25 protein-coding genes are annotated in these 24,315 nt (G+C 69.4%); 13 read left to right on the top strand and 12 right to left on the bottom strand.

All coding sequences use genetic code 11. The annotated features are described in order from the left end of the window. Positions 1–131: 131 nt before the first annotated feature. The 8 genes from EHF44_RS14785 (at position 132) to EHF44_RS14750 (ending at position 8,330) form a co-directional block, all read left to right on the top strand. Positions 132–1,991 carry an acyl-CoA dehydrogenase gene (locus EHF44_RS14785; RefSeq protein WP_124684355.1) on the top strand — a complete coding sequence of 620 codons (1,860 nt, stop codon included), beginning with the start codon at positions 132–134 and terminating at the stop codon, positions 1,989–1,991. Positions 1,992–2,053: 62 nt separating this feature from the next. Further along, positions 2,054–2,836, top strand: coding sequence for an SDR family oxidoreductase (locus tag EHF44_RS14780; protein WP_124684354.1), 783 nt, complete (start codon positions 2,054–2,056; stop codon positions 2,834–2,836). 45 nt (positions 2,837–2,881) lie between these two features. Continuing rightward, a complete protein-coding gene (locus EHF44_RS14775) occupies positions 2,882–3,313 on the top strand; it encodes a PaaI family thioesterase (RefSeq protein ID WP_124684353.1) in 432 nt (143 codons plus the stop codon). A 58-nt stretch (positions 3,314–3,371) separates the two neighbouring features. Then, a complete protein-coding gene (locus tag EHF44_RS14770; RefSeq protein WP_124684352.1) occupies positions 3,372–4,385 on the top strand; it encodes an NADP-dependent oxidoreductase in 1,014 nt (337 codons plus the stop codon). Positions 4,386–4,423: 38 nt separating this feature from the next. Further along, positions 4,424–5,266 carry a class II aldolase/adducin family protein gene (locus EHF44_RS14765; RefSeq protein WP_124684351.1) on the top strand — a complete coding sequence of 281 codons (843 nt, stop codon included), beginning with the start codon at positions 4,424–4,426 and terminating at the stop codon, positions 5,264–5,266. A gap of 39 nt (positions 5,267–5,305) precedes the next feature. Then, positions 5,306–6,241 (top strand): glutathione S-transferase family protein, encoded by a 936-nt coding sequence (locus tag EHF44_RS14760; RefSeq protein WP_124684350.1) that lies wholly within the window; start codon positions 5,306–5,308, stop codon positions 6,239–6,241. A gap of 199 nt (positions 6,242–6,440) precedes the next feature. Then, complete coding sequence (locus EHF44_RS14755; RefSeq protein ID WP_124684349.1) at positions 6,441–7,343, top strand: SDR family oxidoreductase; 903 nt, start codon at positions 6,441–6,443, stop codon at positions 7,341–7,343. Between the two features lie 66 nt (positions 7,344–7,409). Beyond that, the gene (locus EHF44_RS14750; protein ID WP_124685115.1) at positions 7,410–8,330 is read left to right on the top strand and encodes an alpha/beta fold hydrolase; all 921 of its coding nucleotides are present in this window, start codon (positions 7,410–7,412) and stop codon (positions 8,328–8,330) included. 33 nt (positions 8,331–8,363) lie between these two features. On the opposite strand, the gene EHF44_RS14745 is transcribed toward EHF44_RS14750, so the two are convergent. Next, entirely contained in the window at positions 8,364–8,885 is a 522-nt protein-coding gene (locus tag EHF44_RS14745) for an O-acetyl-ADP-ribose deacetylase (protein ID WP_124684348.1), read from the bottom strand. 280 nt (positions 8,886–9,165) lie between these two features. Here EHF44_RS14745 and EHF44_RS14740 point away from each other — a divergent pair, with 280 nt between their 5' ends. From EHF44_RS14740 to EHF44_RS14730, 3 genes are all read left to right on the top strand, one after another. After that, a complete protein-coding gene (locus tag EHF44_RS14740; RefSeq protein WP_124684347.1) occupies positions 9,166–10,176 on the top strand; it encodes an alpha/beta hydrolase in 1,011 nt (336 codons plus the stop codon). A 112-nt stretch (positions 10,177–10,288) separates the two neighbouring features. Further along, complete coding sequence (locus tag EHF44_RS14735; RefSeq protein WP_124684346.1) at positions 10,289–11,272, top strand: tripartite tricarboxylate transporter substrate binding protein; 984 nt, start codon at positions 10,289–10,291, stop codon at positions 11,270–11,272. A gap of 59 nt (positions 11,273–11,331) precedes the next feature. Further along, a complete protein-coding gene (locus EHF44_RS14730) occupies positions 11,332–11,769 on the top strand; it encodes a YbgC/FadM family acyl-CoA thioesterase (RefSeq protein ID WP_124684345.1) in 438 nt (145 codons plus the stop codon). Positions 11,770–11,958: 189 nt separating this feature from the next. Here EHF44_RS14730 and denD read toward each other — a convergent pair whose 3' ends face one another. From denD to EHF44_RS14695, 7 genes are all read right to left on the bottom strand, one after another. Further along, a complete protein-coding gene (gene denD, locus EHF44_RS14725; RefSeq protein ID WP_124684344.1) occupies positions 11,959–12,930 on the bottom strand; it encodes a D-erythronate dehydrogenase in 972 nt (323 codons plus the stop codon). Positions 12,931–12,948: 18 nt separating this feature from the next. Continuing rightward, complete coding sequence (otnI, locus tag EHF44_RS14720) at positions 12,949–13,731, bottom strand: 2-oxo-tetronate isomerase (RefSeq protein WP_124684343.1); 783 nt, start codon at positions 13,729–13,731, stop codon at positions 12,949–12,951. A 39-nt stretch (positions 13,732–13,770) separates the two neighbouring features. Beyond that, entirely contained in the window at positions 13,771–15,129 is a 1,359-nt protein-coding gene (locus tag EHF44_RS14715; RefSeq protein ID WP_124684342.1) for an MFS transporter, read from the bottom strand. A 194-nt stretch (positions 15,130–15,323) separates the two neighbouring features. After that, a complete protein-coding gene (gene otnC, locus EHF44_RS14710; protein WP_124684341.1) occupies positions 15,324–15,968 on the bottom strand; it encodes a 3-oxo-tetronate 4-phosphate decarboxylase in 645 nt (214 codons plus the stop codon). Further along, positions 15,965–17,236 carry a 3-oxo-tetronate kinase gene (otnK, locus tag EHF44_RS14705; RefSeq protein ID WP_124684340.1) on the bottom strand — a complete coding sequence of 424 codons (1,272 nt, stop codon included), beginning with the start codon at positions 17,234–17,236 and terminating at the stop codon, positions 15,965–15,967. Before otnK ends, otnC begins: the two co-directional genes overlap by 4 nt. Positions 17,237–17,240: 4 nt before the next feature. Further along, positions 17,241–18,134 (bottom strand): L-threonate dehydrogenase, encoded by an 894-nt coding sequence (gene ltnD, locus EHF44_RS14700; RefSeq protein ID WP_124684339.1) that lies wholly within the window; start codon positions 18,132–18,134, stop codon positions 17,241–17,243. A gap of 10 nt (positions 18,135–18,144) precedes the next feature. After that, complete coding sequence (locus EHF44_RS14695; RefSeq protein WP_124684338.1) at positions 18,145–18,888, bottom strand: FadR/GntR family transcriptional regulator; 744 nt, start codon at positions 18,886–18,888, stop codon at positions 18,145–18,147. Between the two features lie 176 nt (positions 18,889–19,064). Here EHF44_RS14695 and EHF44_RS14690 point away from each other — a divergent pair, with 176 nt between their 5' ends. Further along, on the top strand, positions 19,065–19,499 hold the full coding sequence (locus EHF44_RS14690; protein ID WP_124684337.1) for a GNAT family N-acetyltransferase: 435 nt from the start codon (positions 19,065–19,067) through the stop codon (positions 19,497–19,499). Between the two features lie 34 nt (positions 19,500–19,533). Here the strand turns inward: EHF44_RS14690 and EHF44_RS14685 are convergent, their stop codons facing one another. The 4 genes from EHF44_RS14685 to EHF44_RS14670 form a co-directional block, all read right to left on the bottom strand. Beyond that, on the bottom strand, positions 19,534–20,526 hold the full coding sequence (locus EHF44_RS14685; RefSeq protein ID WP_124684336.1) for a Bug family tripartite tricarboxylate transporter substrate binding protein: 993 nt from the start codon (positions 20,524–20,526) through the stop codon (positions 19,534–19,536). 89 nt (positions 20,527–20,615) lie between these two features. Next, positions 20,616–21,374: an SDR family oxidoreductase gene (locus EHF44_RS14680; RefSeq protein ID WP_124684335.1), complete on the bottom strand. Its 759-nt coding sequence runs from the start codon at positions 21,372–21,374 to the stop codon at positions 20,616–20,618. A gap of 39 nt (positions 21,375–21,413) precedes the next feature. Beyond that, on the bottom strand, positions 21,414–22,094 hold the full coding sequence (locus EHF44_RS14675; RefSeq protein ID WP_124685114.1) for a fumarylacetoacetate hydrolase family protein: 681 nt from the start codon (positions 22,092–22,094) through the stop codon (positions 21,414–21,416). A 16-nt stretch (positions 22,095–22,110) separates the two neighbouring features. Then, positions 22,111–23,064, bottom strand: a complete 954-nt coding sequence (locus EHF44_RS14670; protein ID WP_124684334.1) for a 2-hydroxyacid dehydrogenase — start codon at positions 23,062–23,064, stop codon at positions 22,111–22,113. Positions 23,065–23,190: 126 nt separating this feature from the next. Between EHF44_RS14670 and EHF44_RS14665 the strand changes: the two genes are divergently transcribed. Then, the gene (locus EHF44_RS14665) at positions 23,191–24,315 is read left to right on the top strand and encodes a citrate/2-methylcitrate synthase (protein ID WP_172966120.1); all 1,125 of its coding nucleotides are present in this window, start codon (positions 23,191–23,193) and stop codon (positions 24,313–24,315) included.

Below are 24,315 nucleotides of genomic sequence, written 5' to 3'. Positions count from 1 at the left end.
GGCTCCATCACGCGACCTGTCGTGTCCTGAGCCGCTTGCCCTCTCCCCCACCCCTCTCCCGCTCGCGCGAGAGGGGAGCAACAACCTTCCCCATCGACTTCCAGTCGTCTCAGCCCGGAGCCCCGCATTCCATGTCGCTGATTCTTTCCCGTCGTGATCTCAACTTCGTGCTGTACGAATGGCTCCAGGCCGAGACACTGACCCAGATTCCCCGCTTTGCCGACCATTCGCGCGAGACCTTCGACGCGGCCATGGATACCTGCGAGAAGATCGCCACGGACCTGTTCGCGCCGCACAACAAGAAGAGCGACGCCAACGAGCCGCACTTCGATGGCGAGACGGTCACCATCATCCCCGAGGTCAAGGCCGCGCTGAAGGCGTTCTGCGAGGCCGGCCTGATGGCCGCCGGCCAGGATTACGCGTACGGCGGCATGCAACTGCCGGTCACGCTGGAGAAGGCGGCGTTCGCGTGGTTCAAGGCCGCCAACGTCGGCACGAGTTCGTACCCGTTCCTGACCATCGGCAACGCCAACCTGCTGCTGACGCACGGCACGCCGGCCCAGATCGACACGTTCGTGCGGCCGGAGCTGGAGGGGCGCTTCTTCGGCACGATGTGCCTGTCCGAGCCGCAGGCCGGATCGTCGCTGTCCGACGTGGCCACGCGCGCCGACTACGAGGGCGAATCGCCGCTGGGCCAGCAGTACCGGCTGCGCGGCAACAAGATGTGGATTTCCGCCGGCGAGCACGAACTGTCGGACAACATCGTCCACCTGGTGCTGGCCAAGATCCCGGGGCCGGACGGCAAGCTGATCCCCGGCGTCAAGGGCATCTCGCTGTTCATCGTCCCGAAGTACCTGGTCAACGAGGATGGCTCGCTGGGCGAGCATAACGACGTGGTGCTGGCCGGCCTGAACCACAAGATGGGCTATCGCGGCACCACCAACTGCCTGCTGAACTTTGGCGAAGGCATGAAGTACCGGCCCGGCGGCAAGGCCGGCGCCATCGGCTACCTGGTGGGCGAGCCGCACAAGGGCCTGGCCTGCATGTTCCACATGATGAACGAGGCGCGCATCGGCGTGGGCCTGGGCGCGGTGGCGCTGGGCTACACGGGCTACCTGCACGCGCTGGACTACGCGCGCAACCGTCCGCAGGGCCGGCCGGTGGGGCCGCAGGGCAAGGACCCCGCCAGCCCGCAGGTGAGGCTCGTCGAACATGCCGACGTGCGCCGCATGCTGCTGGCGCAGAAGAGCTACGTCGAAGGCGGCCTGGCGCTGAATCTGTACTGCGCGCGCCTGGTGGACGACGAACATGCCGCCCGCGCGGCTGGCGACGCGGCCACGCAGCGCGACCTGTCGCTGCTGCTGGACATCCTGACCCCGATTGCCAAGAGCTGGCCGTCGCAATGGTGCCTGGAGGCCAACAGCCTGGCGATCCAGGTGCACGGCGGGTACGGCTACACGCGCGAATACAACGTCGAGCAGTTCTACCGCGACAACCGCCTGAACCCGATCCACGAAGGCACGCACGGCATCCAGGGGCTGGACCTGCTGGGCCGCAAGGTCGTGATGCAGGACGGCGCGGCGTTCCAGTTGCTCGGTCAGCGCGTGCAGGCCACCTGCGCGCGCGCGGCCGGCAGCGGCGACGCCACGCTGGGCGAGCAGGCCGCCGCGCTGGGCAAGGCCGCCGCGCGGCTGGCCGAGGTCACGCGCACGCTGTGGGCGGCCGGCGATCCGAACGTGACGCTGGCCAATGCATCGGTCTATCTCGAAGCGTTCGGCCACGTGGTGGTGGCGTGGATCTGGCTCGAACAGGCCCTGGTGGCCCGGCAGGCGCTGGACGGCGCTGCGGGCGAGGAAGCCGACTTCTATCGCGGCAAGCTGGCCGCGGCGGCGTACTTCTTCCGGTTCGAGCTGCCGAAGGTCTACCCGCAGCTCGACCTGCTGGCGTCGCTGGACCGCACCACGCTCGACATGCAGGACAGCTGGTTCTGAGCCGCCAACCGCGCCGGAACGCTGACAAGTACACAAGTACACGCGTACACAAGGAGACATACATGAAGACCATCGGGCAACTGTTCGATCTGAAGGGCCGCACGGCGCTGATCACGGGCGGCTCACGCGGCCTGGGGCTGCAGATTGCCGAGGCGCTGGGCGAGCAGGGCGCGCGGCTGGTGCTGTCGGCGCGCAAGGCCGACGAGCTGGCTTCGGCCCAGGCGCACCTCAAGGCGCGCGGCATCGAGGCCGACTGGATTGCCGCCGACGCGGCGCGCGACGACGAGATCGCCCGCCTGGCCGACGCGGCGCTGGCCCGGCTTGGCCACGTCGACATCCTGGTCAACAACGCCGGCGCCACCTGGGGCGCACCGGCCGAGGACCACCCGGTGGAGGCGTGGGACAAGGTGATGAACCTGAACATCCGCGGGCTGTTCCTGCTGTCGCAGCGGATCGGCAAGCTGTCGATGATCCCGCGCCGCCACGGCCGCATCATCAACGTGGCGTCGATCGCCGGGCTGGCCGGCAACCCGCCGGGGACGATGGAGACCATCGCCTACAACACGTCCAAGGGCGCCGTGGTCAACTTCACGCGCACGCTGGCGGCCGAATGGGGCGAGCACAACATCACGGTCAACGCGCTGGCGCCGGGGTTCTTCCCGTCCAAGATGACCAAGGGCTCGCTGGAGCGGCTGGGCGTGGACAAGATGTGCGAAGGCGTGCCGCTGCGCCGGCTGGGCGACGACGAAGACCTGAAGGGCGCCGCGCTGCTGTTCGCGTCGGACGCCGGCAAGCACATCACGGGTCAGGTGCTGGCGGTGGATGGCGGGGTGAGCGCGGTCTAGGCCATCGGCGCATAATCACGCCACGCATTTCCACCCGCCCCCAACATGACCCAGCGCCCCCTCAACATTCCGTTCCTGGCCGATCTCGGCGTGCTCTGCAACTACATGGAGGGCGGCCGCAGCGAGATCGAGCTCGACCTGCAGCAGCGCCACCAGAATAGCTGGGACATGGCCCACGGCGGCGTCATCATGACGCTGCTGGACGTGGCCATGGCCATCGCCGGCCGTTCGGCCGACACCGACGGCCGCGGCGTGGTCACCATCGAGATGAAGACCAGCTTCATGGCGCCCGGGCGCGGCAAGCTGACCGCGCGCGGCCAGACCGTGCACCGGACGTCGACGATGGTGTTCTGCGAAGGCGAGATCGTCGACGCCGACGGCAAGATCGTGTCCAGGGCGTCCGGCACGTTCAAGTACATCAAGCGGATGCCGCCGAAGCGGGACACCGGCGCGGCCGATTCCGGCGCCGACGGCTGATCCCGTCGCGCCAGCCATCCTCCTTTCACCCTCTATCCCCGAAGCGAAGGAAACGATCATGTCGAAGCAAACCTACAAGCGCATCGTCCTGGCCTCGCGCCCCACGGCGGCCGTCACGCCGGACAACTTCCGTCTGGAGGAAGTGCCCGTGCCGGAGCTGGCCGACGGCCAGGTGCTGGTGCGCAACCATTTCCTGTCCCTGGACCCGTACATGCGCGGCCGCATGAGCGAAGGCAAGTCGTACGCCGACCCGCAGCCGCTGGGCGAGGTGATGATCGGCGGCACCGTGGGCGAGGTCGTCGCCAGCAAGAACCCGAAGTGGAACGTTGGCGACAAGGTCGTCGGCATGTTCGGCTGGCAGGAAATGGGCGTCACCGACGGCGGCGGCATGCAGAAGGTGGACACGACCCACATCCCGCTGTCGGCCTACCTGGGCTCGGTGGGCATGCCCGGCGTGACCGCCTGGTACGGCCTGAACAAGATCATCGGGCCGAAGGCGGGCGAGACCATCGTCGTCAGCGCCGCGTCGGGCGCGGTGGGCAGCGTGGTTGGCCAACTGGCCAAGCTGGCCGGCTGCCATGTGGTGGGCGTGGCCGGCGGCAAGGAAAAGTGCGACTACGTGACCGGCGAGCTGGGCTTTGACGCCTGCGTCGACTACAAGGCCGCCAAGGACGCCAAGGAACTCTACGCGATGGTCAAGGCCGTGACGCCGAACGGTATCGACGGCTATTTCGAGAACGTGGGCGGCGACATCCTGGACGTGGTGCTGGCCCGCCTGAACCCGTTCGCCCGCATCGCCGTCTGCGGCCTGATCGCCGGCTACGACGGCCAGGACATGCCGCTGCGCAACCCGCGCGCCATCCTGGTGTCGCGCTGCAGGATCGAGGGCTTCATCGTGTCCGAGCACATGGACGTCTGGCCGCAGGCGCTCAAGGAACTGGGCGGCTACGTGGCGCAGGGCAAGCTGAAGTTCCGCGAGAGCATCGCCGAGGGCCTGGCCAGCGCGCCGGAAGCCTTCATGGGCCTGCTCAAGGGCAAGAACTTCGGCAAGCAGCTCGTCAAGCTGGCCTGACCGGCGCCCCATCCCCACAAAAGCACAGGAGACCGCCCATGAACGCCCCGCAAACCGCTGTCGACAAGGACGAGATGGCCGCCGGCCTGTCCGAGGAGATCAAGGCCCGCTACCGCGTGCTGCCGCGCCCGCCCAGGTTCGACACGCCGGCGCAGGAGCGGCTGCACCGCAAGCAGCGGCTGGCGGCGGCGTTCCGGCTGTTCTCCAAGTTCGGGTTCGACGAGGGCGTGGCCGGCCACATCACGGCCCGCGACCCCGAGTTCACGGACACGTTCTGGGTCAATCCGTTCGGCGTGCATTTCAGCCAGGTGAACGTGTCGAACCTGATCCGCTGCGACCACCATGGCAACGTGGTGGAGGGCGACTATCCGGTCAACGCGGCCGCCTTTGCCATCCACTCGCGCATCCACCAGACGCGCGAGGACGCCGTGGCCGCCGCGCATTCGCACAGCACCTACGGGCGGGCGTGGTCCACGCTGGGCCGCAAGCTCGACCCGCTGACGCAGGATGTCTGCGCGTTCTACAACGACCATGCGCTGTACGATGACTTTGGCGGGGTGGTGGTGGAGCTGGACGAGGGCCAGCGCATTGCCAACGCGCTGGGGCCGAACAAGGCGGCCATCCTGCAGAACCACGGCCTGCTGACCGTGGGCAAGACCGTGGACGAGGCCGCGTGGTGGTTCATCACGATGGAGCGGTCGTGCCAGGTGCAGATCCTGGCCGAATCGGCGGCGGCGCGTACCGGCCAGGCGCCGAAGCTGATCAGCGACGCCGCGGCGCGCCAGTCGTACTCGATCGTCGGCACGGCCCAGGCCGGCTGGTTCCAGTTCCAGCCGCTCTACGCCCGCATCGTGAAAGAACAGCCGGATCTGCTCGATTAAGACGGGGTCGATCGACCTCGAACCGCTGGAAAGGCCAAGATGCCCGACATCATCCTTCATCAATACGCAACCTCGCCGTTCTCGGAGAAAGTCCGGCTCGTGCTGGGCGCCAAGGGCTTGTCCTGGTGCGCGGTGGAAATCCCGCCGATCATGCCCAAGCCCGACGTGACGGCGCTGACCGGCGGCTACCGCCGCACGCCGGTGATGCAGATCGGCGCCGACATCTACTGCGATACCGCGCTGATCTGCGCCGTACTGGACCGGATGGCGCCGAACCCGCCGCTGTATCCGTCCTTCCAGGCGGCCCAGTCGCGGATCATGGCCGCGTGGCTGGACAGCGCACTGTTCACGGCCGCCGTCACCTACGCCATGCAGCCCGCGGGCGTGCAGTCGATGCTGGCGCACCTGTCGCCGGCGCAGGTACAGGCGTTCATGGCCGACCGCAAGGCCATGCGCGGCGACACCAACGCGCTGCGCATGCCGCTGCCCGAGGCCGCCGCCATGCTGCACGAAACGCTCGGGTCGCTGCAGCAGCAGTTCGCGGCGGGCGTGCAGCACGTGGCCGGCCCGGAGCTGTCGATTGCCGATTTCTCGCTGTTCCACTGCCTCTGGTTCGTCCGCCGCGCCACGGCGCTGGCGGCGCTGCTGGACGGCTATCCGCTGGTCAAGACGTGGTACGCGCGCATGCAGGCGTACGGGCACGGCAAGCTGCGCGTGATCCCGTCCGAATCGGCGCTGGCCGACGCCTACGACCACGATCCGCTGCCGCATGACCCGACGATCATTCCCGGCGCCGGCTTTGCCGCCGGCGACGCGGTGACCGTCACGCCCACCGACTACGCCAAGGACCCGGTGTCCGGCCTGCTGCTGACGCTGACCGAGCACGTGGTGACGATCCGCCGCCAGGACGCCCGCGCCGGCGCCGTCAACGTCCATTTCCCGCGCCAGAACTACCACGTGCAGGCGGCCGGCTGACGGTAGCCGCTCTCGCCGCCCGCTGTTTTTCCCCTCTCCCGCCAGCGGGAGAGGGGCCAGGGGAGAGGGCGGGCGGGTCAAATTCAGACAGGTCGCTGATGGATCGGCCGAGCCCTCTCCCCCAACCCCTCTCCCGCGTGCGGGAGAGGGGAGCAAAGACCAAAGACCAAAGACCAAAGACAACATCGAGGAGACACCCATGAAGCAATTCGAGAACAAGGTTGCCGTGATTACCGGCGGGGCGTCGGGATTCGGCAAGGAGTTTGCGCGGATGGGCGCGCAGATGGGCATGCGGCTGGTGCTGGCCGACGTCCAGGAAGACGCGCTCGACGCCACCGTGGCCGAGTTCAAGGGCCAGGGCGCCCAGGTCATCGGCCTGCGCACCGACGTGTCGAAGGCCGAAGAGGTGCAGGCGCTGGCCGACGCGGCAATGACCGCGTTTGGCGAGGTCAACCTGGTGTTCAACAATGCCGGCGTCGGCGCGGGCGGCTTTGTCTGGGAAAACACCGAGAAGGACTGGGAATGGGTGCTCGGGGTCAACCTGTACGGGGTGATCCACGGCGTACGCATCTTCACGCCGCTGATGCTGGACGCCGCCAGGAAGGACCCGTCCTTCCAGGGCCACATCGTCAACACCGCGTCGATGGCCGGGCTGCTGAACCCGCCGGCGATGGGCGTCTACAACGTGTCCAAGCACGCCGTGGTCTCGCTGACCGAGACGCTGTATCACGACCTGGGCCTGGTCACCGAACAGGTGCGCTGTTCGGTACTGTGCCCGTACTTCGTGCCAACCGGCATCAGCCAGTCGCACCGCAACCGGCCCGCCGGGCTGGCCAACGAGGCGCCGCCCACGCGCTCGCAGATGGTGTCGCAGGCGTTGTCGGACAAGGCGGTCAGCTCGGGCAAGGTCACCGCCGCCGACGTGGCGCGGCTGACATTCGACGCCATCCGCGACGAAAGCTTCTATATTTATTCGCACCCGCAGGCCCTGGCGACGGTGCAGTCCCGCATGGAACACATCGTCCGCCAGCAGAACCCCGGCGATGCGTTTGGCGACAAGCCCGAGGTGCGCGCCGGCCTGGTGGCCGCGCTGCGCGGCTGACCTGGCCACATTCTTGCATCGTCGAACGGGAGACCAGTGATGGCAGAGATGGCCAGGGAGACCATGATGACCGCACCCGCCGTGATTCACCACCTGCAGTTCGCCAACCTGCCCAACGGCACGCGGCTGCATTACGGCAGTGCGGGCGAGCAGGGCAAGCCGCTGATCCTGTTCGTGCACGGCTTTCCGGAGTTCTGGTACGCCTGGGAGCGCCAGCTTGCCGATTTCGGCCAGACCCACTTCGCGGTGGCGCCCGACCTGCGCGGCTTCAACCTGTCGAGCAAGCCGGCCAGCCCGGATGCCTACAAGCCGAAGCTGCTGGTAGAGGACCTGGTGCAGTTCATCCGCGTGCTCGGCTACGAACGCTGCGTGATCGTGGCGCACGACTGGGGCGGCGCCGTCTGCTGGAACCTGGCCGCGCAGCGGCCGGACCTGGTGGAGCGGCTGGTCATCATCAACTCGCCCCACCCGTACCTGTTCGCCCGCGCGCTGTCGGCCGACCCGGCGCAGCAGCAGGCGTCGGCCTACATGAACTGGCTGCGCAAGCCCGGCGCCGAGCAGGCGCTGGCCGCCAACCACTTCGCGCTGCTGGAAAAGATGCTGACTGGCGAAGCCGGCGCGCTGCCGGCCTGGTTCACCGGCGAGACGCGCAGCCGCTATCACGGCGCGTGGTCGGAGCCGGGCGACGACGGCTCGCATCCGCTGACCGGCGGCGTGAACTACTACCGGGCCACGCCGATGCACCCGCCGGCCCAGGGCGAGACCGCGCCGGACATTTCGCGGCTGGACCCGGCCATGTTCGTCGTGCGCGTTCCCACGCTCGTGATCTGGGGCGAGAACGACCGCGCGCTGCCCAAGACGCTGGTCGACGGGCTGGCCGACTTCGTGCCCGACCTGCGGCTGGAGCGCATTCCCGAAGGCACGCACTGGATCATCCACGAGCAACCCGAACGGGTGAACCTGCTGATCCGCAGCGCGCTGCCCTGAGCGTTGCCAGCCCGGCCGACCGGGCAGGGCGGCTCAGGCCAGCCGCTGCCGGTAGAGCCGGTAGTTCTCGTCGTCATAGCAGACGAACGTCACCTGCTCGATGCTGGGCGCGCGGGCCAGCGCCTCGCGCACGGCGCCGATGGCGATGTCCACCGCCCGCTCGCGCGGGAATCCATAGATGCCGGTGCTGATGTTCGGAAACGCCACGGTGCGCAGGTTGTGCTCCGCGGCCAGCCGGATGCTGTTGCGGTAGGCGCCGGCCAGCAGCGCGTCCTCGTTCTGGCTGCCGCCGTGCCAGACCGGCCCGACGGCATGAATCACGTACGGCGCGGGCAGCAGGCCGCCCGTGGTGATGACCGCCTCGCCGGCCGGGCACCCGCCCTGTGCGTCGCGGATGGCCCGGCACGCGGCCATGATGGCCGGCCCGCCCGCGCCATGGATCGCGCCGTCCACGCCGCCGCCGCCCAGCAGCCCGCTGTTGGCGGCATTGACGATGGCATCGACCTCCATCCGCGTGATATCCCCGTGCACAACCTGCAAGTGTTCGCCTGTCATGGTGTCTCCTGGTTCGATGGGGCTGCCGGTGCCGCGGGCGTCATGCCCGGCGCGGCACCCCTCCAGCATAGGCGGCAAACGTGCCGCTGGCAGCATGGCCGGTGATCGCGCAAAAGGTGCAGCAAAGGCAATGTCGAGGGTTATTTCGGACTGCCGGGCGGGTCAAACGCTGGCAATATACGGAAATCGAACGACCGTTCACAATTCGAACCTCCGTCACCCGAACGCCCCCGGTCGGGGCCGGTCTACACTGACCGACCGCCCGACACCGCCTGTCACCATGTCCGCCCAGCCCGCCCCGTCCGTTCCCGGCCTGCCCGCCCAGCCGCTCGACCCCCAGGTCGCGCAGTTGCTGGAGCTGATTGCGCGCGCCAGGCGTCCGGCCATCCATACGATGGACCCGGCCGACGCCAAGATCGGCTACGAGAAAAGCGCGCCGATCCTGGACCTGTCGCCGGCCCCGGTCCACGGCGTGGAGGATTTCACGGTGCCGGCGCGCGACGGGTTTGCCATTCCGGTGCGGCTGTACGCGCCGCGCGAGGCCAGCTGGGCCGATCCGCTGCCGCTGCTGGTCTATTTCCACGGCGGCGGCTTCACGGTCGGCAGCGTCAACTCGCACGATTCGCTGTGCCGCGTGTTCTGCAACGGCGCGGACTGCCTGGTGCTGTCGGTGGACTACCGGCTCGGCCCGGACTGGAAATTCCCGACCGCCGCCAACGATGCATTCGACGTGCTGCACTGGGTGTTCGCCGAAGCGGCCCGCCTGGGCGCCGACCCGGCGCGCATCGCCCTGGGCGGCGACAGCGCCGGCGGCACGCTGGCCGCGGCCTGCGCCATCGAGGCCCGCGATACCGGCCTGGCGCCGGTGCTGCAGATGCTGGTCTATCCGGGCACCAGCGCGCGGCAGGACACGCCATCGCACCGGGCGCTGGCCGACGGCTACCTGCTGACGGCCGACATGATCCAGTGGTTCTTCGCGCAGTACCTGGACCGCGACGCCAGCCGCGACGACTGGCGCTTTGCGCCGCTCGATGGCGGCGGGCAGGGGGCCGACGTGCGCGGCGTCTGCCCGGCCTGGATAGCCGTGGCCGGCTACGACCCGCTGCACGACGAGGGCGTGGCCTACGCGGCCAAGCTCCGGGCGGCGGGCGTTGCGGCAACGCTGGCCGACTATCCGACGATGATTCACGATTTCTTCAAGCTCGGGCGCTTCATCCACGCGGTGGCCGGCGCCCATGCCGACGCCGTGGCCGCCCTGCGCCAAGCCTTTGGGGCGGCGCCCGGGACGTAGCACGACGCATTCCGGCCCGACCCCCCACCAGAACCGGGGGCGGGCCAGCACCTGTTTCACGCTTTATCGAAGTCGCAACAGTGCATTTTTGCAGCAGAAGGAGACACTACTCATGCAACGCCGCCACTTCCTGGCCCAGGTGGGCCTGCTCGCCGCTTCGGCCGCTGTCGGACTGGCCGCCATGCCGGCCCACGCCCAGGCGGACAAGTTTCCGAACCGCCCGATCCGCCTCGTGATCGGCTACACCGCCGGCGGTTCCACCGACATCCCGTTCCGCGTGCTCGCGGAAAACGCCTCGAAGATCCTGGGCCAGCCCGTGATCGTCGAGAACAAGCCCGGCGCCGGCGGCGTGCTGCCCGCGCAGATGATGCAGTCCACCGCGCCGGACGGCTACACGCTGGCCCAGGTGGCCATGCCCGTCTACCGCCTGCCGTACACCACCAAGATCAACTGGGACCCGGTCAAGGACCTGAGCTACGTCATCAACCTGGCCGGCTACTCGTTCGGCCTGGTCGTGCCGGCCGATTCGCCGATCAAGACGATGCAGGAGTACATCGCCTACGCCAAGGCCAACCCGGGCAAGCTCACCTACGGCTCGCCGGGGTCGATGACCACGCTGCACCTGACCATGGAAGACCTGGCCATGCGCCAGGGCGTGCAGTTCTCGCACATCCCGTACAAGGGCAATTCGGAATCGATGCAGGCGCTGCTGGGCGGCCACGTGATGTCGGTGGCCGACACGCCGGCCTGGGCCCAGTACGTGGAGCAGGGCAAGCTGCGCCTGCTGTCGACGTGGGGCGACAAGCGCTCGGCCCGCTTCCCGAACGTGCCGACGCTCAAGGAACTGGGCATGGGCATCGTGCAGACGTCGCCGTTCGGCCTGGTGGCGCCCAAGGGCACGGACCCGGCCATCGTCAAGAAGCTGCATGACGCGTTCAAGCAGGCCATGGAGATGCCGAACTACCGCGAGTCGCTGGCCAAGTTCGACATGGAGCCGTACTACATGGGCAGCGCCCAGTACGCCGCGTTTGCCGCCGACACGGTCAAGCGCGAGCGGGCGATCATCGAGAAGCTGGGGCTGGCCAAGCCGCAGTAAGCCGCAATGAACCAGCGGGGCGTTCCACGGAGCGCCCCGTTTTGCTTTTGGGGAGCCGCATGGCAAAAGAGGATTTCCGCCACAGCATGCCGCTGCGCGTGCGCTGGGCCGAAGTGGACCCGCAGTCGATCGTCTTCAACGCCCACTACCTGACGTATTGCGACATCTGCGTGACCGAATACTGGCGCGCGGTGGGCATCCGCTATCCCGAGGACGTGCTGCACGCCCACGGCGTGGACATCTTCGTGGTCAAGTCGACGCTGGAATACCACGCGTCGGCCCGCTTCGACGACATGCTCGACATCCGCGGCCGCATGGCACGCCTGGGCCGCTCCAGCATGCTGTTCCGCGTGGAGATGTATCGCGGCGAGGAACACCTGATTACCGGCGAGATCGTCTATGTGTGCGCCGACCCGAAGACCCAGAAGTCGGCGGCAATCCCGGCACAGGTGCGGGAGACGATCGGGGCGTGGGAGGTGGTGAAGCCGGGGGGGTGATTGGATGGGCGTAGTGGGGGTTGGGGCGCTGGCCCTCTCCCCCAACCCCTCTCCCGCAAGCGGGAGAGGGGAGCCCACCGAAGGCGGTCGTCAAGCTCGTGGTTGTCTCCCCTCTCCCGCATGGCGGGAGAGGGGCCGGGGGTGAGGGCAAGCCTCACGCCCGCGACGGTCTTCCCTCAACGCCACGCATCAAACCACAACCCCCGCATCCTCCGCATACCCCCGCACCACGTCGTCGAAGCTCGCGTCGCCGACGAAGCCCAGTTCCAGGGCGCGGGTGGTATCCCACGCGGCCGGCCACGTGCCGACGATCTTCTCGATGCGTTCTTCGCGCTGCCACGTCACGCGGTCGGCCACGGCGTCGCCGGCCACGCGGCGCAGCGCGTCGACCATCTGGGCGGCCGTCACCGACAGCCCCGGCAGGTTGACCACGCGGCGATTGCCAAAGCGGGCGCCGTCCAGTTCGATGCCGTTGACCAGCGCCTGGATGGCACCGCGCGGCGACAGCAGCCACAGCGCGGTGTCCGGCGGCACCGGGCAGTTGGCGGCCACGCCGGCCAGCGGCTCGCGGATGATGCCGCTGGCGAACGACGATGCCGCCGCGTTCGGCTTGCCCGGCCGCACGCTGATCGTCGGCAGCCGCAGCACGCGGCCATCGACAAAACCCTTGCGGCTGTAGTCGGACAGCAGCAGCTCGCCGATGGCCTTCTGCGCGCCGTACGACGACTGCGGGTTCAGCGCCGTGTCGTCCTGCACCACGGCCGGCAGCTTGCCGCCGTACACCGCCACCGAACTCGTGAACACCACGCGCGGCACGTGGCCGAGCTGGCGGCACGTTTCCAGCAGCGCGCGCGAGGCGTCCAGGTTCACGCGCATGCCCAGGTCGAAATCAGCCTCGGCCTGCCCGCTGACCACGGCGGCCAGGTGGAAGATCGCGCCGGTGTCGCGGTCGATGGCCTGCGCCAGCACGGCGGGGTCCGACAGGTCGCCGGTCACCACGCGCACGCGGGCATCGTCGATCTGCGGCGCCACCACGTCCAGCAGCGTCAGGCGGTCGATGGAGACGGCGCGGCCGTCCAGGTTCAGGCTGCCGCGCTTGAGCAGCAGGCGGGCCAGCTGCAGGCCCAGGAAACCGGCGCCGCCGGTGATCAGTACGTTCATGGTGCGGACAATCCTCGGTTATCGCTTCAGGTACGGCTTGAGCCAGCCCAGCCCGGCCGACGTGCCGGCGCGCGGCCGGTACTCGCAGCCGATCCAGCCCGTGTAGCCCAGGCGGTCGATCACGTCGAACAGGTACGGGTAGTTCAGCTCGCCCACGTCCGGCTCGTGGCGCTCGGGCACGCCGGCAATCTGGATATGGCCGATGCCGGCAAAGTCGCGCTCCAGCTTCCTGGCGATGTCGCCCTCGACGATCTGGCAGTGGTAGCAGTCGAACTGCACCTTCAGGTTGGCGGCGCCCACCTGCTGGCAGATGGCCTGGCCGTCGTCCTGCCGGTTCAGGAAGTAGCCGGGCATGTCGCGCGCGTTGATCGGCTCGATCAGCACGGTCAGCCCGTGCGCGGCGGCCGACGCAGCCGCGTAGGCCAGGTTCTCCAGGTAGACCGCGCGGCAGCGGGCGCGGTCGGCGTCCGCCGGCACGATGCCGGCCATCACGTGGACGCGGTCGTTGCCGATGAACGCCGCATACTCCAGCGCGCGGGCAAACGCGGTGCGGAACTCGGCCTCGCGGCCCGGCAGCGCGGCCATGCCGCGTTCGCCGGCGGCCCAGTCGCCCGGCGGCGCGTTGAACAGGGCCTGCGTCAGGCCTTGGTCGTCGAGCCGCTTGCGGATCTCGGCGGCCGGATGGTCGTACGGGAACAGGTACTCCACGGCCTGGAAGCCGTCCTTTGCCGCGGCGGCAAAGCGGTCCAGGAAGTCGTGCTCCGTGTACATCATCGAGAGGTTCGCGGCAAAGCGCGGCATGTCAGGTCTCCTTGGACGACAGGTTCGACAGGTTCGATATCAGCGGTTGACCAGCTTCGCCGGCGTCAGCCAGACCAGCAGCGCGCCCACCACCAGGATGGCCGACAGCACGTACATCGGCAGCTGCGTGCTCTGCGTCAGGTCCTTGAGCGCGCCCACCATGTACGGCGACACAAAGCCGGCCAGGTTGCCCACCGAGTTGACCACGGCGATGCCCGACGCGGCGGCGATGCCACTCAGGAACGCGGTCGGCAGCGACCAGAACAGCGGCGCGCAGGTCAGCACCCCGGCGGCGGCCAGCGACAGCGCCGCGATGGCCACCGTCGTATTGTGGGTGAACGACGCCGCAATCGCAAAGCCCGTGGCGCCCATCAGCGCCGGCACGATCAGGTGCCAGCGGCGCTCGCGCCGGGCGTCGGCGCTGTGGCCCAGGATGTTCATGACCACGATGGCGCACAGGAACGGAATGGCCGACAGCAGCCCGATGTTGAGGTTGCCGGTCACGCCGCTGGCCTTGACCAGCGTCGGCATCCAGAACGTCAGCGCGTACTGGCCGGTCACGAAGCAGAAGTAGATCAGGCACATCCACCAGACGCGGCGGTCGCTGAACACGGCGCCCAGCGAGTGGACGTTGCGCTGGCCGCCCGTGGTGGCCGCGGCGGACGCCGCGCGCTCGTCGTCCTCGATGTTGCGCTTGAGCACGCGCTTTTCGTCGGCGCTGAGCCACGGGGCCTTGTCGATGCCGTCGCGCAGCACAAAGACCGTCACGATGCCGATCACGAACGCGGGCAGCGCCTCGATGAAGAACATCCACTGCCAGCCGGCCCAGCCGTGCGTGTCGTGGAAGGCGTCCATGATCCAGCCCGACAGCGGGTTGCCGAACATGCCGGCCACCGGGATGCCCGACATGAACAGCGCGATCATCTTGGCGCGCCGGTGCGACGGGTACCAGTACGTCAGGTACAGGATCACGCCCGGATAGAAGCCGGCCTCGGCCAGGCCCAGCAGGAAGCGCATCACGTAGAACTGCGTCGGCGTCTGCACGAACACGAACGCGGCCGAGATGATGCCCCAGGTGATCATGATCCGCGCGATCCAGACCCGCGCGCCGATCTTGTGCATCAGCAGGTTGCTGGGCACCTCGAACAGGAAGTAGCCGATGAAGAACAGGCCGGCGCCCAGGCCGAACACGGTCTCCGAGAACTGCAGGTCCTGCGCCATCTGCAGCTTGGCAAAGCCGACGTTGACGCGGTCGAGATAGGCGATCACGTAGCACAGCATCAGGAACGGCATGATGCGCCAGAACACCTTGTTGTAGGCGCGTTTTTCAACGGCCTGGTCGGCGTCTAGCCGGCCGTCGGCGGCAGGGGTCCCCACCGCGGGGTTGGATGCGGTCATTTTGAAAAGTCTCCTTGATGGAACCGGCTGGGGGTGGTCTCCCGCTCCCGCTGGGCGGGACCGGGCCGGGGAGAGGGCAGGGCGTTGTTATGGGTCGTCGCCCGGTCCGGGCGCTGGCCTTCTCCCCCGGCCCCGCCGCCGCGCGCGGCAGCGGGGCGCAAAACTATGGGTTTGGCGTGGACGGACCTACCGGCCTACCACTTCGCGCCGAACGTGTCGCGCAACTCCGCCAGCGCGGTTTCGTCCAGCGCCCCGGGCTTGTCGCGCAGCATCATCCAGAGCCGGGCGGTCTCTTCCAGCTCCTCCAGCGCCCATGCCGCGCGCGACACGCTGTCTTCCCACACCACCGGCCCCAGCCGCGCCAGCAGCACGCCGCGCACGGCGTTGGCCAGCTCGGCCACGCGCGCGGCCACGGCCGGGTCGCCGGGGCGGTGGTAGGGGATCAGCGGGATATGGCCGACCTTCATCACGTAGTACGGCGTGATGGGCGGCAGCACGTCGTCGGGCTGCCAGACGCCGGCCAGCGTCAGCGCGACCAGATGCGTCGAATGCGTGTGGACCACGCCGTGTGCGTTCGGGTTGTTGTCGTAGACGCAGCGATGCAGCGTCAGCGTCTTCGACGGCTTGTCGCCAGACACCCACGTACCGTCCGTGGCCACCTTGGCCACGCGGGCCGGGTCCAGCTTGCCCAGGCAGGCATCGGTCGGCGTGATCAGCCAGCCGTCGTCCAGCCGGGCGCTGATGTTGCCCGCCGTGCCGACCGTGTAGCCACGCTGGTACAGGCTGGCGCCGACCTGGCAGATTTCCTCGCGCAGTGCGCTTTCCCGGCTCGATGTCATGCCGCCGCTCCCAGCGCCCGCAGCGCCTCGTCGAAGAAGTCCTCGCCGCCGAAGTTGCCCGATTTCAGGGCCAGCGCCAGCGGCGCGTCGTCCAGCGTGACCGTGGCCGGCACGCCGGGGGCAATCTGGCGGCCGATGCGCAGCGACTGCACGCCCAGTGCCTGGACCACCGCGCCCGACGTCTCGCCGCCCGCCACCACAAAGCGCCGCGTGCCGCGCGCCTTCAGCCCGGACGCGATGCTGGCCAGTGCGTGCTCCACCAGCTCGCCGGCGCGCGCCACGCCCAGTTCGGCCTGCACGGCCTTGACCTCGTCGGGCTGCGCGGTGGCATAGATCAGCACCGGGTCGTCGTGCTGCGCGGCCAGGGCCAGCGCCTCGTCCACCACGCCGTCCTGGCGGGCCAGCCGCAGCGGATCGATCCGCATGGCCGGGCGGCCCTGGGCGATCCAGCGCGCCACCTGGCCGTTCGTCGCGCGCGACGCGCTGCCGGCCAGCACCACGCCCGGTCCGGCCACGGCCGGCACTTCGGCCGCGTTGTCGCGCACCGGCAGCAGGCCGGCGCGGCGGAAGTTCTCGGGCAGGCCCAGCGCAATGCCCGATCCGCCCGTGATCAGCGGCAGCGCGGCGCAGCCTTCGCCCAGCGCCAGCAGGTCGGCATCGGAAATCGCATCGGCAATCGCCAGCTTCACGCCCTGGCCGCGCAGCGCGTCGATCCGGGCGCGGATGGCAGCGGCGCCGCCCGCCACCGTGTCGTAGCGCAGCAGGCCCACGGGCGCCTGGCTTTGGCGCTGCAGCACGCGCACCAGGTTGGCGTCGGTCATCGGCGTGAGCGGATGGTGCTCCATGCCCGATTCGCTGAGCAGCGTGTCGGCCACGAACAGGTGGCCGCGGAAGATCGTCCGGCCGTTCTCGGGGAAGGCCGGGCAGGCGATCGTGAAGTCGCTGCCCAGCGCACCCAGCAGCGCCTCGGCCACCGGGCCGATGTTGCCGGCGTCGGTCGAATCGAATGTCGAGCAGTACTTGAACACGAACTGGCGGCAGCCCTGGGCGCGCAGCCATTCGAGCGCGGCCAGCGACTGCGCCACGGCGTCGTCGGCCGGGATCGTGCGCGACTTCAGCGCCACGACCACCGCGTCGGCGTCCACCGTGCCGACCGGCACGCCGATCGTCTGCACGGTGCGCATGCCGTTGCGCACGAGCGTGTTGGCCAGGTCCGTGGCGCCGGTGAAGTCGTCGGCGATGCAGCCAAGCAGGGGACGGTTGCTCATCGTCTTACTCCTTGGGCTGCGGCAGGTCGATGCCCGGGAAGATCTTGATGACGGCCGAATCGTCCTCGCCGCCGTGGCCGGCCGTGGACGCCATCATGAACATCTGGTGCGCGGCGGCGGACAGCGGCAGCGGGAATTTGCTGGTGCGGGCCGTGTCCAGCACCATGCCCAGGTCCTTCACGAAGATGTCGACGGCCGACAGCGGCGTGTAGTCGCCAGCCAGGATGTGCGGCACGCGGTTCTCGAACATCCACGAATTGCCGGCGCTATGGGTGATCACGTCGTACAGCGCGTCGGGGTCCACGCCCTCGCGCAGGCCCAGCGCCATGGCCTCGGCCGCCGCGGCGATATGCACGCCGGCCAGCAACTGGTTGATGATCTTGACCTTGGAGCCGGCGCCGTGGGCGTCGCCCAGCCGGTAGACCTTGCCGGCGATGGCGGCCAGCACGTCCTCGGCCAGCGCGTAGGCATCGGCCGGGCCCGACGTCATCATCGTCATTTCGCCACTGGCGGCACGGGCCGCGCCGCCCGAGACCGGCGCGTCGAGCATCAGCAGGCCATGGCCGGCCAGCCGCTTGCCGAGCGATTCGGCAAAGCCGGGCGGCACGGTGGCGCTGGCAATCACAAGCTTGCCGGCCGCCATCTTCGGCACGGCACCCTGCTCGCCAAACAGCACGGCCTCGGTCTGCGCGGCGTTGACGACCAGCGTCAGCACCACGTCGCAGCGTTCGCCAAGCTCGGCCGGGCTGCCGCACGGCACGCCGCCGGCATCGGCAAAGCGGCGCAGCACGTCGTCGCGCAGGTCGCACGCATGCACGCGAAAGCCGGCGCGCAGCAGCGACTGCGCCACGCCGTAGCCCATCGCGCCCAGGCCGATGACGCCAATATTTCTGGACATGGAATTCTCCTCAGTGCGACAGGCCGGACGGCAGGTCGCCGGCGGCGCTGTCGTCGTCGCCAAGCTGCGAGAGCCGGCGCGCCGCGTTGTACATGTGGTTCTGGGCCGCGTTGCGCGCGGCGTCGGGGTCGCCCGCGCGGATGGCGGCGACGATGGCCTGGTGCTCCTCGCGCACCTGGCGCGAGAAATCCTCGCGGCGCGCCTCGTTGGTCCGGGTGACCTGCGTGGCGGTTTCCAGGTACTGGCTCAGGAACGCCAGCGTCTTCAGGAAGTAGGGGTTGCCGGTGGCCTCGGCGATGGCGCGGTGGAACGCCACGTCGGCGGCCACGCCGTCGCCGCCGCCGGCCACCTCGGCATCGATGCGCGCCAGCGCGGCGTCGATGCCCGCCATGGCCGCGTCGGAGCGGCGCCGGGCGGCCTGCGCGGCCACCTCGGCCTCGATCGACCGGCGCAGCTCGACGATCTGCAGCACCGATTCCAGCGTGGCGACGTCGGTGTAGTCAATCCGCAGCGGCCGGATGCCAGCCTGCTCGGTCACGAACACGCCGCTGCCCTGGCGCGATTCCACCAGCCCCTCGTACTTGAGCCGGGCGATGGCCTCGCGGATCACGGTCCGGCTGACGCCGAACTCCTCGGACAGCACGGCCTCGGTCGGCAGCTTGGCGCCGCGCGGGAACACGCCGCCCTCGATCTTTTCGAGTAGCTGTTCGGCCACGCTGTCGGTCAGCGCACGGGCAGGAATCTTCTGGAACATCGTCGTCACGTCATCGGGTAGTCAGGTCATCATACAAATTTCACGAACGTGTGGCAGGCGGGTTATCCCTAGGATGGTGCGCGCGCTGTCCGGTAATCGCACAGCGCGCGTTGGCGGCTTGACCGGGCGCGGCGTATGATTGCGCCTCTCTTCCGACTTCCTGATTCCCCCGCATCATGTCCGCCACTGCCAATTCCGTCCTGGTCTGCCCATGGGATGACGCCCGCGAGCGCGCCCGCGCCATCCGCTACAGCGTGTTCGTGGAGGAGCAGGGGGTGCCGGTGGAACTGGAATGGGACGACATGGACGCGCCAAGCTGGCACGCGCTGGCCTTCGACGCCGACGGCACGCCCGTGGCGACCGGCCGGCTGCTGCCCGACGGCCACATCGGCCGGATGGCGGTGCTGAAATCGGCGCGCGGCACCGGCATGGGTGCCCGGGTGCTGGACGCCCTGATGGCCAAGGCGGCCGAACTCGGCTACGCCGAGCTGATCCTGAACGCCCAGACCCACGCCGCGCCGTTCTATGCGCGCGTGGGCTTTGCGCAGGTGGGCGGGGAATTCGAGGAAGCCGGCATCCCGCACGTGGAGATGCGCAAGCGTATCGGCTAGGCCCGGCGCCTGGCGGCGCGGGCCCGCCCGATGGTCATTCCGGCTGGATCGCCGCCTCCTTGACCACCTTGCCCCACTTGGCCAGGTCCGACTTGATCAGCGCCGCATACTCCTGCGGCGTGCCGCCCTGTACCTCGATGCCGGCCGCTTCCAGCTTGGCCCGCACCTCGGGCAGCTTCAGCGCGGCGTTGATCTCGGCATTGAGCTTCGCCACGATTTCCTTCGGCGTGCCGGCCGGCGCCAGGAAGCCGCCATTGGTGTTGGCGTCGTAGCCCTTGAGGCCCTGTTCCTCGGCCGTCGGCACGTTCGGCAGCGCCTTGGACCGCTTGCGCGTGGACACCGCCAGCGCCCGCACGTTACCCGACTTCACCTGTTCCTGGATGGCGCTGATCGTGTCGATGTAGAGCACCGTGCGGCCCGCGATCAGGTCCGGATGCGCGGCCGACGAGCCCTTGTACGGCACCAGCAGCACCGGCGCGCCGCTGACCATGCGGAACATCTCGGCGGCCATTTCCTGCGCGCTGCCACGGCCCGACGTGGCCACCTTGGCCTCGGCCGGATTGGCCTTCATCCACGTCACCAGTTCCGGCACGGTCTTGACCGGCAGCTTGGGGTACGCGGCAAACACCAGCGGAATCTCGTGCGTGTAGACAATCGGCTCGAAGCTCTTTTCCGGGTCCCAGCCCAGGTTCTTGAACAGGAACTTGTTGATGTTGTGGCTGCCGCCGACGATGCCGATCGTGTAGCCGTCCGGCTTGGCGTTGGCCAGCATCGCCGTGCCCAGGTTGTTGGACGCGCCGGGGCGGTTTTCCACGACGAACGGCTGGCCCAGCTTGACCGACAGCTTCTCGCCAACCACGCGCGCGATCAGGTCGATGCCGCCGCCAGCGGGCGCGGGCACGATGATCGTGACCGGACGGGCGGGGTAGTTGGGCTGGGCCAGGGCCGTGCCGGGCGCCACCATCATGGCGGCGCAGCCGGCCATCGTGGCAATCAGGGTCGTGAACGGGCGAGTGGCGATACGCATGGTTTGTCTCCGTATGGATGCGGTTGAGCTGATGTCAACTCTGGTGGCGCCCCCCGGCTGCCAAGCCGGGGCGCGCGGGGATCGGGAAGTCAGCCGCGGCCGACGAACGGCATGGCCGTGGCCATGACGGTCATGTTCAGCACGTTGGCGTCCAGCGGCAGCGACGCCATGTGCCGCACGGCGTCGGCCACGTGCCGGGCGTCCATCATCGGCTCGGGCGCCGTGGTGCCGTTGGCCTGCAGCACGCCGCGCGTCATGCGCTCGGACAGCTCGGTCAGCGCGTTGCCGATGTCGACCTGTCCGGCGGCGATGCCGTAGGCGCGTCCATCGAGCGCCAGCGCCTTGGTCAGCCCGCTGACCGCGTGCTTGCTGGCCGTGTACGGCGCCGTGAACGGCCGCGGGGTGTGGGCCGACACCGAGCCGTTGTTGATGATCCGGCCGCCCTGCGGCGTCTGGCGGCGCATCAGGCCGAACGCGGCCCGCGCGCACAGGAAGACGCCGGTCACATTGGTGTCGATCACGTTGAACCACTTTTCCAGCGGCAGCTCGTCGACCGGCACGGCCGGGGCGTTGACGCCGGCGTTGTTGAACAGCAGGTCGAGCCGGCCGAACGCGCGCTCGATGGTGTCGAACAGCGCCTGCACGCTGGCCGGGTTGGTCACGTCGGTCGGCACGGCCAGCGCGGTCTGGCCGCGCGTGGCGGCGTCGGCCACCAGCGTCTGCAGCGGGTCGGCGCGCCGGCCGGCCAGCACGACGGTCCAGCCGTCGTCGAGCAGCGCCAGCGCGGTCAGCCGGCCCACGCCGCTGCCAGCGCCGGTCACCAGGGCAATGCGTCGGGATGCGTTCATGGTGTCTCCTGTTGTGTTGTGTCGCGGGGGCGGGGCCGTCTAGCCGACGGTCAGCGCGATATCGCCGATGCCGGCCACGCCGGCGCGCACCACGTCGCCGCGCTGCAACGGCGCGACGCCGGCCGGCGTGCCGGTAAAGATCAGGTCGCCCGGCAGCAGCGCCACCGAGCGCGACAGCATCGCCACCAGCTCGGGCACCGGCCATAGCAAATCGGCCAGATCGGCGCGCTGGCGCGTCTCGCCATTGACCGACAGATGGATGGCGCCGCTGGCCGGGTCTGCGCAGCGCGCTGCCGGCAGGATCGGGCTGCACGGCGCCGAATGGTCGAACGCCTTGGCCGGTTCCCACGGGCCGCCGGACTGCTTGGCAACCCGCTGCAGGTCGCGCCGCGTCATGTCGAGCCCGACCGCATAGCCCCAGACATGCGCCAGCGCCTGGCCCGGGTCGATGTCCCGGCCGCCGCGCCCGATGGCGACCACCAGTTCCACCTCATGGCAGAACTCGTCGGTGCCGGGCGGGTAGGGCAGCGCGTCACGCGCGGGTTCGACGGCCGTGGCCGGCTTCATGAACCACGCGGGCATCTCGCGCGGCGCCGGCTCGTCGGGCGACCAGCGGTAGTTGCGGCCGATGCAGAACACGCGGGCGACGGGAAACTGCGCGGTGCTGCCGACCACGGGCAGCGCGCGCGGCGCCAGCGGCGGGACGACGTATTCGGTCATGGCCACCATGGCGCGCTCAGGTGGTCAGGCTCATGGTCGGACGCTTGCCGGCCAGCGCCTCGGCCACGCTGTCCAGCACCATGCGGGCCATGGCGCCGCGCGTCTCCCACGTGGCGCTGGCGCGGTGGGCCTGCAGCGTGGTGCGGTCGGACTGGCGCAGCGCCGCCGGCACGCGCGGCTCGTCGACAAACACGTCCAGCCCGGCGCCCGCGATGCGGCCCGCCTCGATGGCCTGCGCCAGATCGGCCTCGTTGACCAGCCGGCCGCGCGCCACGTTGACCAGATAGCCGCGCGGGCCCAGCGCGTCGAGCACGGCGGCGTCGATGATGCCCTCGGCCTTGTCGGCGGCGGCGCACAGCACCAGCGCGTCGCTGTCGCGCGCCAGGTCGAGCAGGCCGGGCACGAAGGTGTGCGGCACGTCATCCATCGCACGCAGGTCCGTATAGCGGATGGGGCAGCCAAACGCGGCGGCGCGCGTGGCGACGGCCCGGCCGACACGGCCCATGCCGACGATGCCGACGCGCATGCCGCTGAAGCGGCGCGCCAGCGGAATCGCCGACGGCGACGGATGCAGTTCCCACTGGCCGTCCCGCACGAAGCGGTCGCCGGCGCAGATGTTGCGGCAGGCCGCGATCAGCAGGCCGATGGCCAGGTCGGCCACGTCCTCGGTCAGCGCGCCCAGCGTCGCCGTGACCGGCAGCCCGCGTTCGCGGCACCACGCCAGGTCCACGGCATCGGTGCCCACGCCATTGACGGCCACCACCTTGAGCGCCGGCAACTGCTCCAGCATCGCCCGCGAAATGCCGGTGTGGCCGCCGGTGATGACGGCCTGGATCGACGCGCCGTGCTCGCGCAGCCAGGCGGCCGGATCGGCGATCTCGAAGAACTTGTGCACCTGGTACAGCGCGGCCAGCTCTTCATTGGCGGCCGGGATCAGGATCGGATTCAGTTGCAGGATCTGGGGCTTCATCGCGGGGGCTTGTCTCTCGTTGCAGGTTGACAGCATCGTAGGCAATAGTTGATTGTCGATGCAATCTTGATATATAAAATCAACATAAATCAGCTAAGCGAGTGACTTGTGGGAACCTGGATTTCGATGGACGAGGCGTGTTCGCGCCTGGGTGTGCGGCCGCAGACCGTCTATGCATACGTGAGCCGCGGCAAGATCGAGGTCATGTCCGACCCCACCGATACGCGCCGCAGCCTGTACCGCGCCGAGGACGTGGCGACGCTGTCGCGCCGCAAGCAGGCCGGGCGCAAGCACGAGACGCTGGCCACCAACACGCTGTTCGGCGCCGAGCCGAGCATCCCCACCGCCATCTCGACATTCGTGCGCGAGCGGCTCTACTACCGGGGCCACGACGCCGTGGCGCTGGCCGAATCGGCCACGCTGGAGCAGGCCGCGCACCTGCTCTGGGACGCCGCCCAGCCCGTGGATTTTTCGTCATCGACGCCGATCGGCAAGCCGGGCCGCGTGGCCGCGTTCCAGGCCCTGGCCGAGCGCGCCGCGACCGGCCATTCCACGCACGGACGCATGACGCGCGTGCTGCATGGCGAGGGTCAGGAGCTGGTGGGATTGCTGGCCAATGCGTTCGGCGCGCAGCCGGGCGCGCAGCCGCTGCACCTGCGGCTGGCGCAGGGCTGGGGACAGCCGCCAGCGGTGGCCGAATTGCTACGGATTGCGATGGTGCTGCTGCTCGACCACGAATTGACCAGTTCGGCGTTCGCGGCGCGCATCGCGGCATCCACCGGGGCGTCGCTGCCGGCCTGCCTGCTGTCGGGGCTGACGACGCTGTCGGGGCCGCTGCATGGCGATGCGTCGGGCCGGGTCAAGGCGCTGTTCGCGGAACTGGATCGCCAGGGCGAGGACGAGGTGCTGGCGCACCATCTGTCGACGGGCCAGCCGCTGCCGGGCTTTGGCCACCATCTCTATCCCGAGGGCGACCCCCGCGCGGCGGCGTTGCTGAAACGGTTCGATCCGCCGCCCGTGATCGCGCGCTTTATCGAGAAGTCCACCCGGCTGACCGGGCTGCAGCCGAACTTTGATGTGGCGCTGGCGGCGTTGGTCACGCACTACCGGCTGCCGGACGACGCCGCGTTCGGCACGTTCGCCATCGCGCGCAGCGTCGGGCTGCTGGCGCATAGCCTGGAACAGTTGAGCGTGGGGCAGGTGATTCGCCCGCGCGGCCGCTACGTCGGCGCGGCCCCGGCGCGGGTCTAG

It is taken from the genome of Cupriavidus pauculus (assembly GCF_003854935.1).
Classification (GTDB): Bacteria; Pseudomonadota; Gammaproteobacteria; order Burkholderiales; family Burkholderiaceae; genus Cupriavidus; species Cupriavidus pauculus_C.
Note: the sequence above shows the minus strand (reverse complement) of the source record. Positions and strands in the feature narration are given on the sequence as shown.

Excerpts from the sequence above, each read along its gene's own strand:
- EHF44_RS14785 (WP_124684355.1), top strand. The coding sequence starts at position 132 with ATGTCGCTGATTCTTTCCCGTCGTGATCTCAACTTCGTGCTGTACGAA.
- otnK (WP_124684340.1), bottom strand. The coding sequence starts at position 17,236 with ATGAGCAACCGTCCCCTGCTTGGCTGCATCGCCGACGACTTCACCGGC.
- EHF44_RS14730 (WP_124684345.1), top strand. The coding sequence starts at position 11,332 with ATGGCAAAAGAGGATTTCCGCCACAGCATGCCGCTGCGCGTGCGCTGG.
- EHF44_RS14740 (WP_124684347.1), top strand. The coding sequence starts at position 9,166 with ATGTCCGCCCAGCCCGCCCCGTCCGTTCCCGGCCTGCCCGCCCAGCCG.
- EHF44_RS14750 (WP_124685115.1), top strand. The coding sequence starts at position 7,410 with ATGACCGCACCCGCCGTGATTCACCACCTGCAGTTCGCCAACCTGCCC.
- EHF44_RS14715 (WP_124684342.1), bottom strand. The coding sequence starts at position 15,129 with ATGACCGCATCCAACCCCGCGGTGGGGACCCCTGCCGCCGACGGCCGG.
- EHF44_RS14665 (WP_172966120.1), top strand. The coding sequence starts at position 23,191 with ATGGACGAGGCGTGTTCGCGCCTGGGTGTGCGGCCGCAGACCGTCTAT.
- EHF44_RS14670 (WP_124684334.1), bottom strand. The coding sequence starts at position 23,064 with ATGAAGCCCCAGATCCTGCAACTGAATCCGATCCTGATCCCGGCCGCC.
- EHF44_RS14755 (WP_124684349.1), top strand. The coding sequence starts at position 6,441 with ATGAAGCAATTCGAGAACAAGGTTGCCGTGATTACCGGCGGGGCGTCG.
- EHF44_RS14780 (WP_124684354.1), top strand. The coding sequence starts at position 2,054 with ATGAAGACCATCGGGCAACTGTTCGATCTGAAGGGCCGCACGGCGCTG.
- otnI (WP_124684343.1), bottom strand. The coding sequence starts at position 13,731 with ATGCCGCGCTTTGCCGCGAACCTCTCGATGATGTACACGGAGCACGAC.
- EHF44_RS14695 (WP_124684338.1), bottom strand. The coding sequence starts at position 18,888 with ATGTTCCAGAAGATTCCTGCCCGTGCGCTGACCGACAGCGTGGCCGAA.
- EHF44_RS14745 (WP_124684348.1), bottom strand. The coding sequence starts at position 8,885 with ATGACAGGCGAACACTTGCAGGTTGTGCACGGGGATATCACGCGGATG.
- EHF44_RS14680 (WP_124684335.1), bottom strand. The coding sequence starts at position 21,374 with ATGAACGCATCCCGACGCATTGCCCTGGTGACCGGCGCTGGCAGCGGC.
- EHF44_RS14770 (WP_124684352.1), top strand. The coding sequence starts at position 3,372 with ATGTCGAAGCAAACCTACAAGCGCATCGTCCTGGCCTCGCGCCCCACG.
- EHF44_RS14675 (WP_124685114.1), bottom strand. The coding sequence starts at position 22,094 with ATGACCGAATACGTCGTCCCGCCGCTGGCGCCGCGCGCGCTGCCCGTG.
- denD (WP_124684344.1), bottom strand. The coding sequence starts at position 12,930 with ATGAACGTACTGATCACCGGCGGCGCCGGTTTCCTGGGCCTGCAGCTG.
- EHF44_RS14775 (WP_124684353.1), top strand. The coding sequence starts at position 2,882 with ATGACCCAGCGCCCCCTCAACATTCCGTTCCTGGCCGATCTCGGCGTG.
- EHF44_RS14685 (WP_124684336.1), bottom strand. The coding sequence starts at position 20,526 with ATGCGTATCGCCACTCGCCCGTTCACGACCCTGATTGCCACGATGGCC.
- EHF44_RS14690 (WP_124684337.1), top strand. The coding sequence starts at position 19,065 with ATGTCCGCCACTGCCAATTCCGTCCTGGTCTGCCCATGGGATGACGCC.
- EHF44_RS14765 (WP_124684351.1), top strand. The coding sequence starts at position 4,424 with ATGAACGCCCCGCAAACCGCTGTCGACAAGGACGAGATGGCCGCCGGC.
- EHF44_RS14735 (WP_124684346.1), top strand. The coding sequence starts at position 10,289 with ATGCAACGCCGCCACTTCCTGGCCCAGGTGGGCCTGCTCGCCGCTTCG.
- otnC (WP_124684341.1), bottom strand. The coding sequence starts at position 15,968 with ATGACATCGAGCCGGGAAAGCGCACTGCGCGAGGAAATCTGCCAGGTC.
- EHF44_RS14760 (WP_124684350.1), top strand. The coding sequence starts at position 5,306 with ATGCCCGACATCATCCTTCATCAATACGCAACCTCGCCGTTCTCGGAG.
- ltnD (WP_124684339.1), bottom strand. The coding sequence starts at position 18,134 with ATGTCCAGAAATATTGGCGTCATCGGCCTGGGCGCGATGGGCTACGGC.